The 15,878-nt window shown below is 47.4% G+C and carries 6 protein-coding genes; 2 read left to right on the plus strand and 4 right to left on the minus strand.

Annotation, left to right across the window (positions count from 1 at the left end; genetic code table 11):
* Positions 1 to 13: 13 nt before the first annotated feature.
* The 4 genes from L2082_RS06530 to L2082_RS06545 all read right to left on the minus strand — a co-directional run bounded on the left by L2082_RS06530 (position 14) and on the right by L2082_RS06545 (position 11,864).
* Positions 14 to 7,384: an SDR family NAD(P)-dependent oxidoreductase gene (locus L2082_RS06530; RefSeq protein WP_446011553.1), complete on the minus strand. Its 7,371-nt coding sequence runs from the start codon at positions 7,382 to 7,384 to the stop codon at positions 14 to 16.
* 19 nt (positions 7,385 to 7,403) lie between these two features.
* Positions 7,404 to 8,579: a hypothetical protein gene (locus tag L2082_RS06535; RefSeq protein WP_446011554.1), complete on the minus strand. Its 1,176-nt coding sequence runs from the start codon at positions 8,577 to 8,579 to the stop codon at positions 7,404 to 7,406.
* Between the two features lie 32 nt (positions 8,580 to 8,611).
* Complete coding sequence (locus L2082_RS06540) at positions 8,612 to 9,409, minus strand: outer membrane lipoprotein-sorting protein (protein WP_446011555.1); 798 nt, start codon at positions 9,407 to 9,409, stop codon at positions 8,612 to 8,614.
* A 163-nt stretch (positions 9,410 to 9,572) separates the two neighbouring features.
* Positions 9,573 to 11,864: an efflux RND transporter permease subunit gene (locus L2082_RS06545; protein WP_446011556.1), complete on the minus strand. Its 2,292-nt coding sequence runs from the start codon at positions 11,862 to 11,864 to the stop codon at positions 9,573 to 9,575.
* A 355-nt stretch (positions 11,865 to 12,219) separates the two neighbouring features.
* Between L2082_RS06545 and L2082_RS06550 the strand changes: the two genes are divergently transcribed.
* Positions 12,220 to 14,028 (plus strand): FAD-dependent oxidoreductase, encoded by a 1,809-nt coding sequence (locus L2082_RS06550; RefSeq protein ID WP_446011557.1) that lies wholly within the window; start codon positions 12,220 to 12,222, stop codon positions 14,026 to 14,028.
* Positions 14,029 to 14,606: 578 nt separating this feature from the next.
* Positions 14,607 to 15,656: an ISAs1 family transposase gene (locus tag L2082_RS06555; RefSeq protein WP_446011138.1), complete on the plus strand. Its 1,050-nt coding sequence runs from the start codon at positions 14,607 to 14,609 to the stop codon at positions 15,654 to 15,656.
* Positions 15,657 to 15,878 lie beyond the last annotated feature (222 nt).

The following is a 15,878-nucleotide window of genomic DNA, read 5'->3' on the forward strand; positions in this document are numbered from 1 at the left end:
CTCCTGTTATAAATTATCTTGTCATTCCAGATAAGTTTTTCAAGATTTTTTCCGGCATCTTTAGAGGTCTGATGACCGTCTTATCGACAGAGGTTAATGTCCAGATTGCTGTATGGAGTCCATGTGCCAATTTTTTCTTTCTACCACCTCGCTCGGGCACACTATAGTATTCAAAATAGAGGGTGAACCCCTCTTCAAACAAATCGTTCAGATACATTGATACTTCAATGGTTTCAAAAGGCATTGCTTCCTGCAGATGATTTACTTCAGCATGTACACAAGTGAACTCCCCCACATCCCCCTGTTGAAAGATCTCAGGAAGTTGTGCAAACAGATAATGATCGCGAACTCTGGCCTGCCAGCTGTAATACGTTGAAAAGTAGATATTTCCGACTAAGTTTGAGTCTTCAAGTGATGTCAGGAACACCTGCTGATCAAGAAAATATTTTTTTTGATTGACACTATCTGATGCGAAAACCGGAGTCAAATCTGAGGTTATGAGCCTGTTTTCAGCCAGCCATTGTGAACTGTTTATAATAATGGTCGGAAGACCAGAAAGATATTCACGAAAGTATTCGGGTAATTTGGCTTTTTTAACAATACCATACCCTTCAATGCTTACCCAGGTCGTTGAGAGTTTAGCGGTAACCACCCTCTCTAAGCTGCCGTCCTCCTGCTTTTTTGACCAATTTAAACCAAGTGAAATAACGGAGTTTGTCAAATCCGTATCATCCATCAGACGAATTTCTCCAATAACGGTATCATAGCTGTTCAGGTATTGTTCAACTCTGAAACAAGACATGTTGGTCACCAGCCCCCATTTACGGGAACTCATATCCTGTATCAGCGGCTCAGATATTGGTTGTAATGCCAGTTCTCTCAATTTACCCATCCAAACCGGGATATTGGTGAAATAGACCTTGCCTCCTGCTCCTTTACTGCCAATAAAAGAGGTAGTAAATTCATCGGATGAGTTCTTAAGTGCTGCCTGTAATGCTTCATCAGTCTTCTCTTCCTGTTCATTGCCTGCCGGTGCAACAACAGCAAAGACTCTTTCTTTATTCAGGGTTAACTGCACAGGAAGCGTAAGAATATATAAGGGAAAAGGGATGCCCTTATTACATTGAAACAAGATTGTATCACCTATTATTTTTTCAACCATGAATTCAGGACGCTGTCCCGATGCCTTGAATAGTGCTTCTGAGGCTGTCCAGATTCTGGTTCCGGCCCTATGTAATGAGTCCGGCCCGGTTTCAGTTAACCGATTGAGGAGAGGTAAGTATTTTTTTCCAAGGACAGCAATCCAGTCCTCTTTGCCGCGGCTTGATACGGTTTCCAGGTCACATCCCTGCGGACCCTGACCGGCTGTGCAAACTACTGTTCCGCCATTATGAGTCAGCGAAATATTGATTCCAGTATCATTGGGGGATTTAATGTATGGTTTTCCAGACGCTGACCATGCAATATTGCAAACAGCATCAGGAGCATCCAGCAGACGGGTAGCTGCCTGTTGCAGTAGGGGCGTTTCCTGTTCATGTCTTTTTTCTTTGTTGAGCTGCCGGATATGTGGAATATAGCCTGAACTGATTTCCGGGGCTGTAAAATTAACCAGTAACGCTTTCTGTCTGATCACTTTTCGGATAATTTGAGTGTCACGCTGACCAGGATTGACCAGCTCATCAATAGTTGGAAGATCATCCCGGTGTTCTATGAATTTGGCAAGATAGCCTTTGATCCGTTCAACCACCTGGCCCTTTTCATTAAAAAGAATTACGGTTCCAAATATATATTTGTCCGTCCGTTCCTCAATATCAGCCCTGACCCATAGCAGTTCTTTGTTGGTGCTATCCACCGTAAAACGTTCAATGCTGTTGATTCGTTTTGGGAGGGATAGTTCTTGAGGAATCAACAATTGCCCTGCCTGCAACAAGGCATCCCGGAGAAAAGGAGATCCCAGATGCCAAGTCCAATCCTGTAGTGCAGTTTTATCGGGATGTAGAGCCGCTTTGACCAGGCACGTTTCAGAAGAAAGATAATAAACCTGTCGGATGCGTTGAAACAGCGGCCCTTGAAACAGCATATCTTTGTGGTACAAATCTGGATGCGGTGATACTTCAAGCGGAAAGCGCTGCTTTGGAATTTCTTCGTGAAGAAGAGTAGAATCTTTGTTCAGTACAAAGGTTGCTGAAAAATGATCCACCTTAAAACCGCTATGCTCTGTTCGAATCTGCACATGAACATGCTGAGGAGCCTCTATGTTGTCCCGCTCCACTGTTTCAGCATGAATTTCAATTTCAGTCGGAGTATTCTCAGAGACTGTGATCGGTCGTTCGAGTTCAATATTTTGAATACATACCCCATTAAAATCCTCTCTGCCGGTTACAGCCCGCACGACCTGGGCCATTGCTTCCAGACCAAATACCAGAGGAAAGAGATAGGTACCACGCCAGACATGATCCTTAATATATGGATCCCGCTCAAGGGTTAAATATACTCGGGAAGAGACCTCAATATCGGGATAATAGGTTGTGATCTTCTCCAGAAAGCGTAATCCTTTTGATAGAGGAACAACAGAGGCGGGGATAAATGTGTCCAGTCCGGCGGTTCGTGCCGTGACAATAATCTGTTGTTCTCCAGGATCATGGTCGAGAAAACGCATAAAATGAGCCACACCCTCTTTCACGGGGATTGCATCTATGCCTTTCCGGGCCAGCCATCCGGTACTTCCCATCCTGACTCCCATCCCCACTTCATCCCAGACACTGAAGGCAATGCTGAGTACAGAAGTTTCCTGAAATTTTTTTCCATACTGTTGCAGTATAAGATTTAATGCTTCATTGGAAAAACCATACCAACCGTTCCGCATCATCCCAGAAAAACCGATAAGGGAGGAAAATGCGATAAAGATTTTCGGTGGGGCATCCTGAAGGGCATTCCAAAGATTGATTGCCCCTTTCAGCTTTGGTGATACTTCAACCAGAGCCTGCTGTACCGACACCTTGGCCAGTGTTTCAGGTCTGTTCAGAGCACTGCCGTGAATGATGCCTGTAATTGCCCCCTGACGTTTATTGACCTCCTGAACCAGCTTGTTGACAGACTCGGCATCGGTGATGTCACATTGATAATAACAGGCTGACAGTCCGGCCTTATCGTACCGTTGTAAGGTCTCGGAAATGGGATTATTCTCTTCATTATTGTTCGGCACAGGAGAACTGCCGGTCAAGGCCATTTTTACCTGCTTGGTACGGGTAAATTCCAAAGCGCATTCAGCTGTAATTCCTTTTGCGCCTCCGGTAACTAATACAACATCTTTTTGTGACCATATTATTTTTCTGGGTCGGTACTCTGCTTTATTGCGCAGCACAGGCCTTGGTGTCCGACGAATCAGGTCAGCGTCATAGCCGACAGCAGTATATGTTTCCGGGGTGGAGAGTTCCTGAGCTATCACAGCGGATAAAGAATCCGACGATATATCCGGGGAACAATCAAGAACCCGCACTTTGAGAGCAGGTTGTTCAAGATGTATGCTTGCCGACAGGGCAACAGCAGAACATTGTTCAATATTGGCGACAACAGGCTCATTGCCGAAAAAGCCGCCGCCGAACTGAACCACCGCAAGTGTATTATTCTGATGATCTGCGGTGTAGAAGGAGTTTGCAAAGACGGTGTGCAGCCTGGCAACGTGTTCGGGAAGCTGTTTGCTCTCAGTTTGTTGGTTTGTTGGTTGTTGCGGCAACAGAGCAATAACAATTGTGAATCTATTTAAAAAGGAAACAAGGTCATTTCGCACCACTTCAAACAGGGCACATTCAACGGTTGCTGCTGAAGTTGAAAAAAAATGTGCGATTTTCTGAGCAAGATCCATTTCTTTTGGTTCAGAGAGAACCAGAATTTGTTCATCCCGCCAATCTCCGTCTTCCACCTCCAGAAAGGGTTCGGAGGAATAGACAATTGAAAAATCACGAACCCATGATGGATAAAAGGCCGTTGGAGCAGATTCATGGTCTGAATTGCCTTTGGTTTGCTCTGTCTCAAGAGCTTCTACGATTTCTGATACCTTGGCATTAGCATATTCCGCAACATTAAGGTCTGTTGCAGCAACCCCTGATTTTGATGCAGCCTCTGCAATCAGTTCAGATGCCTTGATGGAATCAAGATTGAGGTCATCCAGCAAACGGAATTCCAAGGATAAACTATCCTGTGGAAAACCGGTTCGTTGTTCAATCAGGTCAAGGAGCAGGTCAGCTGCAGATATTTTTTCTGTTGCAGCATCTGTCAACAAAGCCTTACCGGGCTTAAGCGCAGGAGAGGAGGGGGAAGGACTGTCAGAAATATCAGAAAAAGGTGCGGGAACGATGTGATCCTGCTCGGCTCTGCTGTCAAGATCCGCCTTGATAACCTGGCCGATGAACCGGCCTCGTTCTCTCAGATACGCAGACAGGATTTCAGGAGAAATGCCTGCAGACTCCGCAAGCAGAAGTTCTGTCTGATTTGTCTGTTCAGGCAGGCATTCAGGAGGAGCTGCAGGCTGCATGGGTTGCACAGGAAAATGCCGTTCACAAGGGTTGCTCAGAAAGCTCCGTTCGCTTACCGGCCTGAAGGGGCGAACCAGGCGGTCTGCATACAGGGCCTCCCGGTTGACCGTACCTCCATGGACAAAATATACAGCCAGAAACAGATTCAGATCCCTGTCCTGTCCGGGCCTGCTCTCCACTGGAAAACAGACAGGTGGATCATCAGGCTTGATTGTTGTATTGGCGAGTCCGCTCAGCACCCGGCCGGGTCCGACTTCCAGTATCAGATCGCATTTTGTCCGCATACCCTGTAGCAGAGTGATAAAATCAACCGGCGATATAATCTGATCGGAGAAATGCCGGATAAGGTCAAGGCCTGGCCTGACCTCCTCTCCTCGGATGCCGGTAAACAGTGTGGCTGTTACAGTTTCCAGCGTTTCAGGAAGAACCCGTGTCTTTGCAAGCTGATCGGCAGCAGAAGCAACAAATTCTGAATGAAAGGCTGTGGCCACGGGCAGCTTACGGGTTGTTATTCCCTGCTTATGGGCAAACATACAGGCTTGCTCAATACTGTCCTTTGCACCGGAGATAACCGTTTGTCTGGGACTATTCAGATTCGCCAAAACTGCGTAGCCTTCTGTTTTGTCCAGGATGGCCTGAGCTGCTACTGCTGAACAGGCAAGGCTGGCCATAGTTCCTGCTGCGTTTGGAGCTGGAGCCATGACCTGTCCGCGCAATGCGGCAAATCTGATCAGCTCTTCTCCTGAATAAGCACCTGCAGCGTGAAATGCGGTCAGTTCGCCCAGACTGTGTCCGCCCACAGCATCAGGCCTGATGCCGAGTCGGGCAAGCTTTTCCAGCCAGAGCAGGGATGCCAGGCAGATGGCCGGTTGAGCGATTTCGGTCTGCTTGAGTTCTTTCTGCCAATGCTGCAGCACCAAGGCATCGGCGGTACTTTCTACAGGTTTAAAGATATACTTGCTGAGCTTCTCTCCCTGCCGTTCAAGTGCCGTTTCAAGGGTGTTGACAAGCTCTTGCCCCCAGTCATGGCGGAGCACAAGCTGCTGCGACATGTTGAGCTGCTGCGATCCTTGGCCTGGGAAAAGAAAACCGACCCTGTGCTGTTGCACTGCATTGCCGATACAGATTCCCTGCAGGGTATCAATGTGCGTTTGCTGCAGTTCAGGCGGAACATCGCAGAGCATGGCCTCAAGCTGTGCAAGGTTTTCGAGCAGTGATTCAGGCGAGTCTGCAAGCACTGCTGCCCGAACAGGATAGTTCAGTGGATGTCTGTCCATAATATGCGCAGCAAGATCAGTCAGTTCTCCTTCGCAGATATCTTGACCGAGATTCCTGGCTTCCTGTACCACAGCCAGGAGTTCAGAGTTCGTCGGTGCGCTGAAAAGAAAGATTTCCGTGTGCTGATGCGCAGCCAGGAGCTTCTGTTCCTCAAGCGCAGGTCTCAGTTCAGGAGAGGGAGCATCACCGGACTCAAGCGCAAGATGGCAGTTGATCCCGCCAAAGCCCATTCCGGAAACACCGGCCCGCAGTCTGCTCTGTTCCGGCAATATCTCTCCGTTCAGTACCGGATACAGGGCTGCCGCCTTGTCAGTAAAAGCAGGATGCGGTTCAGAACAGTTGGCTGTGGGTGGGATCACCCGCCGGTTTACAGCAATGACCGCCTTGATCAGTGCGCCGATTCCTGATGCAGCCTTGGTATGCCCGATAATAGACTTTAACGAGGTGATACCGCATTGCCGAAATCCACTGTTCATCTCCTGCAAGACCGTGGCAGCAGCCTCCAGTTCAGCCGTATCGCCGACTGCTGTGCCTGTACCGTGTCCTTCAATAAAGTCCGGGGGATTTTTCCAGCCTGCCCGCTCGTAAGCGCGGCGCAAGGCCTTGGCCTGTCCTTCGGCATTCGGGGCGGTCAGGCTGCCTTTGCCGTCAGAGGAAATACCCCAGCCGTGCAGAACAGCATAGACATACCTGCCCTCAGCAACAGCATCACTGAGCCGCTGCATCACGACAAAGCCGCATCCTTCACCTGGGAGGAAACCGTCAGCCCTGCGGTCATAAACCCGCATATCGCTCCTTGTCAGGGCAGCTGTCTTGGCAAACCCCACCAGTTCCAGGGTATCCAGACTGATATCTACTCCGCCTGCAAAGGCTAGGTTAAGGTCGCCACTGCTCAGAGCGTTTGCTGCTGTAGCTGCTGCAATGACCGAAGAGGAACAGGCCCCGTCTACAGTATAGCCGCCGCCGTGCAGATCAAGGGAGTTACAGATCCTTCCTGCAATGGTATTGGACAAGGCACCGGCCAGGGTATCCTCAGTTATAGGAGCAAACACGGATTTATAATACGCTTCCGAGGTATTGAGCAGATCAGCGGTCTGGGCAGGAGAAAGCCTTTCCGCCTGCGCCGCAGCCTGCAGGACACGGCTGACAAAGGGCCATCTGAGGCGCAGCCCCTCTGAACGCGTGTGCTCACCGGTCAGCGTATTGCCGAGGATGACTCCGGTGCGTTCCCTGGGCACAGATTCCTTGGTGAAGCCTGCGTCCTTCAGAGCGGCAAGGGCAATCTGCAATGCCAGCCAATGTACCGTATCTGTCGAGTCAAAAGAGGATTTGGGGACACGATATTTGACAAGATCAAAGAAAAAATCCTCTATCAGACCTGCCTTGCTGCAATAGGTTTTGTCAGGAGCAGCAGGATCAGGATCGTAATATACTGCTCTGGGCAGACGATCATCAGGAAGAGGACGGAATTGCCGCCTTTTTGTGAGGATATTTTCCCAGAATGAACAGAGATCTTTTGCTCCGGGATAATGACAGGCCAGGCCGATAATTGCAATTGGTTGTGAAGACATTTTTATCTTTTACAAATAGTTAGAAAAAATATACCAGTTCGAGCAGAATATAACTGTCCTTTTCGATCCAGTATGCAGGATCCTGTTCATCTGCTGCAGAGATAAGCAGGGCCTCGGCGTTCAGTTTTATGCGTTCGCTTATCCGGCGGCCTGCTTCCAAAGAGAAGATACATGTTGACAGCTCCAGATCCTTGATCACCCCGCCCAGCAGTTCAGTTCCTGCAGCATCGTTCAGCGCAAGACGGAACCCGACCATGATATCGTTATTAAATGAAGAAAGAGCCAGCCTGCTTTCCCGGTCATCAAAGACGTATTCCCCGATAAGTCCGAGATCCATACTGGTTTCATACATACTGAAAAAGGTGTACTCAAAGCCTGCAACAGCAGCAGCAAAATTGCGGCCCTGGCCGGAACGGTACAGAACCTCTCCTTTGAGCAGCCAGCTGCCTGCAGTCATCTGTAGATCCAGTCCGGTCTGCCTGATCTGTTCATAATAGGGCAGCAGGACAGGACGATCCGGCTGACCATTCATGATCAAAGTCGGTTCTCTGGAGGTTCCGATAAACTGATACAATCCTATATCGGCATCTCCAAAGGTACTGCTGTAGCGAAGCGCAAGATCCACATGCTGTTCTTCGGAACTGCTTTCATACAGCGTCTGATCCGTATCAATAACAAACGGGGTACGCAGCCGGTCTTTTTCTCCGGGAAAGTTTCGTTCACGAAACCAAGGCAGGAGAAAGAGATCCACAAGGCCCCAGTCCTGGAACAGAGAAAGACGCAGCATGGGCTGTCCAAGCTTCTCTTCCTCGTCAATGCCTTCAACCAGATCAGTCTGATTAATAATATCTACAAGATGGACAAATTCAGCCGCACCCCAGAAAACTTTGCCTATACCAACCTGTAAATCTGCCCCTTCAATCGGATACAGGAAATTTGCCTCCCGGATATCCCAGTGACTCCGTTCGTCCGCATTGCTGTCAAGCCGGACAAAAGGCTTGAAAACAAGGCTTACCCCTGTGCTGAAGCTGTGGTAAAATTCCGCCTTTGCTGCTACAGAGGCTGTATGCTCTTCCTGGTTCAGGAAGCCCGGTTCTTCGAGAAAATACTGCCCTTCCAAAGCAATGCTGCCGTTCAGTTCAAAAGCAGTACCTGAAAAGGGAGAGACCAGAACCGCTCCCAATATCAGGAGCATTCCAATTATCCTGTTTTTGTTTTTTTTCAGAATCATCTTGCCCGCTGTAATCTGTTCTTATTAAAATCTCTCTCTTTCAACCCGGTCTGAAACCGGTAATTTTTGTAGAGCAGATCCGTTGACTTGCCGTTTTGGTGATTGACCATATGCAGTTTCTTGGCCCGCCAGTATCTGCCCAGATACTGCTGATAGTCTGCCAGAGTCAGGGTTTTCAGATGACTGTTTTTCCGGTCATAGTATTCTACTTTCCAGATTCGGTACTCTTTCTTGTCTCTCCAGACAACCTGACGGCTATAGCCTGAATTTTCCTGATCAACAGGATAATATTTCACCACAGTGCATTCACGACCGTCCAGTATTTCATCACGTAAATATTTATAGGTATATTTCTCAATCTCCTGGCTGGAAATATCCTCATAGGAGAATTCACTTCCCATAAAAGAACCGGACTTGTTCCGGGAGTTAATTCGTTTTACCCGTTTCAGAGCAGGGAGGTAGAGCCACTGGTCGTCATCGCCGCTCTTATGAGAAAAGGTAAGAAAAGCGGTTCCTCGGACATCATGCGGGGTATGAAAGATGGACAGGTTTTTATCACCGTCATTTTTGACTTCAAGGATTTTGTTGGTTATTTCACGTTTGCTCTCCTGGCCGTTCCTGTTGCGCAATATCATGACCATATCAGTGACCTGGTCACCAAACCCCTGGTCCCGACGTTCAGCTTCCACGGCAATAGCCAGCCCTTTTTCTTCTGGAGTTTCTGCACGACCCGCAGATATCTGCAGCACAACTGCGCTGAACAGGGCAGCGGTCAGGACTGTAAAAAGTTTCATAGTTTCCTCCTTTATCTTTATTGCAATAAGGCATTGTTCAGAAAAATAGATCTCCGTTTTCGGTTCAGGGTCTGTAAAGGCAGGCCCATGTGCCTGCCCTGAATCATAACGGGCAATCACAGGAGATTGCCCCTACAGAATTTCATGTAAAGGTGCGAAGATTTTATCTACGGTCAAGCTTCATGAGCAGTACCGGCAGAAAGAAGAAATCAAGCAGCAGGGCAAAGCTGATGGTGATTGCGGTCATGCCACCCATATGTGAATTAATTTGAAAACCTGAACAGGCAAGCACGGAAAAACCGCCCACAAGCGTAACTGTGGAAATCCACATGGGTGAGGCAACCGCTCTGAAGGCAAAGCGTATCGCATCTTCGGGTGACATACCGTGCTCAATTCTGCCCCGCTGGTATTTTGCCAGAAAATGTACAGTGTCGTCCACCACGATGCCCATAGTCATAGCCATGAGCACGGAAACTGCCAAACCGACCTGCCCTACAGCATATCCCCAAACGCCGAATCCCATAAAGGCAGGAGCAAGATTGGGCAGCAGACTGATAAGACCGAGCTTAAGGCTGCGCAAAACAAACACCAAAATGAGAGAGATCAGGGCAAGGGCGAGCACAGAGGCGGAGAGCATAGATTTGATATTTCGCTCAGAAAGATGAGAAAACATCATAGTTACACCGGAACCGTGGGTGTACATGGAGGGCAGACCGTTTTCCCTGAGCCACTGCCGGCCTGCAAGTTCCAGTTCCCGCATCTCTTTGGTGCTGGCTCCGACCAGGGAGACTGTCATTCTGCTGGAAGATTTCTTTATATTGATCCGGTCATTCAGATCCAGCCCAAAGGGAAGATTCATCTCATAGAGCAGTAGGTATTGTGCCGATAGACCGCGATTCTCCGGGAGTCTGTAAAAGGACTCGTCGCTGTTGTGCATATTTTGGTTGATCTGCTTGATAATGTCCGTGAAGGTATAGACATGGCAGACATGCTTTTGCTGTCGGAGCCAGTGAGCAAAGGCATCTACCCTGCGCTGATATTGTGGATCATTTACTCCTCCCTCCTGGCCGGAATCAAGATCCCAGTCAATCATATACATGCCGGTCAGATGCTCGGATGTAAAATCCGTGGCTCGACGATAATCAAAACGTGTGCTGAAATACTTGACAAAATCATCATCCAGTTCAATGCGGGGTATTCCTGCAGCTGTCGTAAGCATGAGTATGGGCATGCACCAACAGATTGCAGTGCGTCTGGCAATGACAAATTCGGCGAGCCGCTCAAACAGTGGAGAAAAACGAGTATCCGGCTGCCCTGCCACCTTGATCGGAAGAACCGCCATAGCAGCCGGCAGAAAAAAAACAGAGTACAAAAAAGCAGCGATAACGCCCATGGCCACAATATTACCAAGATCACGGAAGGGTGGGGCATCAGAGAAATTCATGCTCAGAAAGCCCACAGCTGTGGTCAGGCTGGTGACCATGACAGACTGAAAGTTGATCTGCAGAGATTTCTGAATCGCTCTGTGCCGGTCAAGACCGAGGCGCATCTGCTGGAACACGGCTACCAGGATATGGACTGAATCCGCAACTGCCAGAGTGAGAATAATTGTGGGGCCGTTGGAAGAGGCAGGATTCATCTGTATGCCCAGCCACCCGGCCAGTCCCATACCAGTAAGCCCTGACAAGAGGATAACAAGGAATGTCAGGATCATGCCGGAAACGGAGCGCAGGCTGTAGCTCAGAATCAGTAGTAGAACGCAGCACATAATCGGAACCAACAGGCGTATATCCTCCTTGGCTGCTTTTTCAAAGGCGGTATCAATCATGACAACACCAGTAACGTAAACATCCAGAGAGGGATACTTTTTCAGTATTTTATCTCTCAAGGCATAACTGGCTGCTGCTATCTCATCTGACTCCTTGCCGGATTTTTCCGGTTTAACAATATTGACATTGACACCGGTAACATGCCCTGATTCGGAGATGAGCCGTCCGACCAGCAGGGGATCGTGGAGTGCAATGTTTCGTATTTCTCCTATCTGTTCAAGGCTCAGTTGTTCAGCGTCATATACGAGATTTTCAACCGTCAGGTCGTCTGCTTCTACTCTGGTATGTTGGTAATTGGTAAGAGAATCAACCCGGCTTGAATAGGGGATTTTCCATGCCTCTTCAGTGAGTTCCTGCAGGGCAGTCAGAACATCTTGTGTAAAAACATTCCCGGACTTAGGCGCAACAGTAAAAAAAACGTTTTCAAATTTGGTATACGTTTGTTCCAAGGCGTTTAAGGCCTGCAGCTGAGGATTTTCTTGAGAAAAAAAGATTCTGCTGTTACTGGTAAATTCGAGAAAACGAATACCGGCTCCGGCTGCGCCTGCAAGTAACAAGGTAAGCAGAATCAGCTGCCATCTGTATCTGATAACAACCTGTCCAAGCCATATCTCAAATGCATTCATTTTGCTCTATTTTTATAGTATTATAGTTCAAGGCATTCTGCTGATTCGTTATCCTTTACATGCACCGTAACTGCATTTTCAAAATATTACAACAAGCGATGACGGGCAGTTGAAGACAACAGCGAAATCGGATTTATTTTTTCTTATCACCGGGATAATCCTTGTGTTTATTATTTGATTATGATATATATTAATTAGAATTTTGATTCTTTTATCAAAGGCATGTTGACGATTGCTATGATGACTCCTCTGAAAATCTGCTGTCCTTACTCCTGGTAGCGTTTTGTTCTGCCAGGAGTGCATTATGGTTTTTTCGTCGAAACAATAGAAATACAAAAACGTAAAGAGGTACCAGATGATTTCACGCAGAGATTTTCTACGAATATCGGCAATGGCCTCAGCAGCAGCACTCGTGAACTGGCAGTTTCCCGGCTTAGATAAAAGAGCGCATGCAAATGAGGGGTATGATGCTATTATTATCGGTGCCGGGCTGGGGGGCTTGTCCTGTGCTGCATTGCTTGCACAAAAAGGGGGTAAACCTCTGGTGATTGACCAACGTGATAAGGTCGGAGGGTATGCCACTTCGTTTGAACGCTATGGTTCGGGAATTGAAAGCCCGTTTCTATGTGAAGCATCTTTGCACGGCCTAACGGGCAATCCGCTGGGTATGGCGTTATTGACTGAGCTATTAGGGAAGCCGCCAGAAGAAATAAAATCAGCAAGGCTCGTCCCCCACGAATACAGTTGGAGTTCTGTTTACCCCGATTTTCCACTGAATATACCGCAGCCTCTGAAAGGGGCTGCTCCCGAGGAAACTTTGACAGGGCTTGGAGAGATGCTGGTATCCATGTTTCCTGATGAGGCAAAGGGAATTACAGGATACATGCAGTGCTGGGGTGGCCTGCTTGTCGACATAGCAAAATTTTACAACCCCGACCCTGATATCGGGGGGCTTCCTGATGATATTTCCCAGTTTCCTCTTGCCTATCCTACATGGGCGAGCATGCTGTGGGAGGAAAAGAAGAAAAAAACAAAAACAGAAACAAAAACACTGACGGATCTTTTTAAGGAATACAAGATCAAGAATTCGCAGCTACAGGCTATTCTTGGTCAGTCTTGGCCGTATTATGGACTCCCGCCTTCAGAAATACCTGCTTGGCTCTATCTCATGTACACAGGATTTTATCACGTCTATGGGAACTACTATATCAAAGGAACTTCTCAGAGCTTGAGCAATGCATTAGCTCAAGCAATTATATACCCACAGGGAGGAGCATACCCCGATGGTACGCCGTATCCTGGAGGAGATGTGTTGCTGAATACCGAGGTGACGGAAATCCTTCTTGAGAACGGAAGAGCCGTTGGTGTGAAAACAAAGCAGGGAGAGGCATATTATGCTAACGCTGTGGTAAGTAATGCGGCTGTGCCTCAGACGATGCGGCTCCTTCCTGAATCAGCGGCCATGCCTCCAGAGTATAATGATTATCTTGACATGATATCTTCATATCAACCGAGTACGAGCCATTTCAACCTTTGGCTGAAGGTAGATCTGCGCGAAGACGATGATTTTTTTGAGCGCTATCAGAATCTCGGGTCAAATACGCTGGTATATCCCGATTACAAACACTCGTATAAGGGGAGTATGCAATGCGATCCTGAAAAATCAGGTTTTGCTATCGTCGCATACGATAAAGTCGATACTGTTTCACCGGAAGGCTGTGCCTCAATCACGCTTACCATGCTTACCGGTTATACGCCGTGGGAAAAATTCGAAGCAGTCTATAGAAATGAGTATGGCGGTAGCGAAACAGTCAGGGGAAATGTGACATTCGACGATTATAGCGCTGAGAAAGATCGTATTGCCGAAACCCTGATCAAACTGGCTGATGAGCGAGTACTGCCGGGTCTTTCCGACAGGGCTACTAAATTGGATGCCTCCACGCCGTTGACCAATGTCCGCTTTACCTATAATAATCAGGGCGCAATATATGGATACGATCAAACGGAGGAAAACTCGGGATTAACTCGGCTTGGCAACAGGACGCCTATACCGGGGCTTTATCTTGCAGGTGCCTGGACTAACCCTGGGGGCGGTTTTGAATTGGTAATGCTCTCAGGAAAAGAGGTTGTTAAATGCATTGCTGAAGACTGCGGGCTTTTCTGAGGATCAAATTTTTTTTAAAGGAGGGCAGGCTGAATGACGGTCTGTCCTTTATTATTTCGTTATAGTAAACCACCCCCTCTGGGGGTGGTCAGAGTTCAACGGCTCTGCCAGTTGAACAGCCATGCTTTCGTAATGGTGCCGGTCATGATGGAAAGCGCATTTTTATTAACCGATCAATCTTGAGTGTATCCCGTGCTATATGTTCGCAGGACGCCTTGGTTATGCACGGTGCGTGAAGCTCTGTTTGCATGCACAATGTCCTGTACGGCAACGGTTGAAGATAAGCACAGTTTCCTGATGCTAATTTTGTCAGTGTACGTGTTCTGAAAGCGGGAGCAAAGTAGACAAATGCCCTCTGGGCTTACCCCCCTGGTCACGGCTTTCTCATAAAAAAAAGCATTGACAGTTCAAGGTAATATGGAGATTATTAGGCACTCATTTTAATTTCACATAAGGAGAATAACTATGAATAATGAACTGTCGTGTAAAAATAAGCAGATTGTAAATTTCGTGGAAGCCTTGAGCATGATGCCGGATCATCGTGACAATCGGGGTAAAAAAAAGAGCTGATTCCGGCTGTGATAATCGCCGGATTTGTTTCGGCTACTCTGGTCGGTCGTTCATCCTTGTCAGGAATTCACAGATTTATAGAGCACCGAATCAACTGGTTGCGGGAAGTGACCGGATATGAAAATGCTGATATCATTTTGCGTGCTCACCTGCCGCGTTTTCTGAATCAGTTGGACTGGGACACGTTGAATGATCTGATTGAAGAGCATTTTGGCGTATATATAGAACGTGATGAAAACAAAGAATGGGTGGCAATTGATGGTAAAGCTTTCAGGGGGACGATAAAAGGAGGTGATAAACAGTCAGTTGTTCTCAGTGTGACTCATGACAGCAGAAAAGTTATAGCGCAGGCCCGACAAACAGGAAATAAGTCCAGTGAAATTCCCGTGGTGCGGAATCTGCTGAAAAGCTCGGGGCTTGAACGGCAAAAGGTCACCTTGGATGCGCATCACCTCAACCCTTTAACAACCTCTCAGATTCATCAAGCCGGAGGGTGTTATCTGATCCAGGCAAAAGAGAACCAACCGATTCTTTTAGATAAATGCCGTACCTTAGAGACTGCGGGTGAATTACTCGCCGAAAATATTGATCATGATAAAGCAAACGGTCGCATGACTATCCGGCATTCCAGACTTTTTTCGATGGAGTCGTTAAACCTTGATAAACGTTGGTGTGATAGTGGCATGAAATCATTAACAGTTGTGAAGCGTGAAACATTTGAGATTGCCACCAGGAAAACGACTGTTGAAACATCTTATTATGTCAGTAATATTGCAATTGATCGAAATTGTACACAACAGACGGTTGATGAAACAGCGGGGGCTATTCGCGGTCATTGGGGTGTGGAAGCTGACAACCATATTCGTGATAAAACTTTTAATGAGGACAATGTGAAAACGAAGTACGGAAACCAGGCTCAAATTATGGGAAGACTGCGAGGTCTGGCAATGGGGTTGATTCGCAAGACCAAAACGAAAAACTTTCAGGCAGTGATAGATAAATTCGTTGACTGCCCGGATAGTTTGGTATCTATGCTGAAAAGCGCAAATTTTTTATGAGAAAGCCGTGACCCCCCTGGTGGGGTGGACTCTTTATTTCTATCACCTGAATCCGTGAAGCCATAGACCACATTTTCCCTTTTCAAGGAAAAAAGGCAATACCGCAAAACTCACACAATCAATATATATATTTACAATAATTTGCTTTTATGGTAAGAAGTACATTTTTAACCAAGCAAAAGGCTTTCCATGAAAACAGCAAAGAAATTGATACCGACATGC

This window comes from Candidatus Electrothrix sp. (assembly GCF_052785085.1).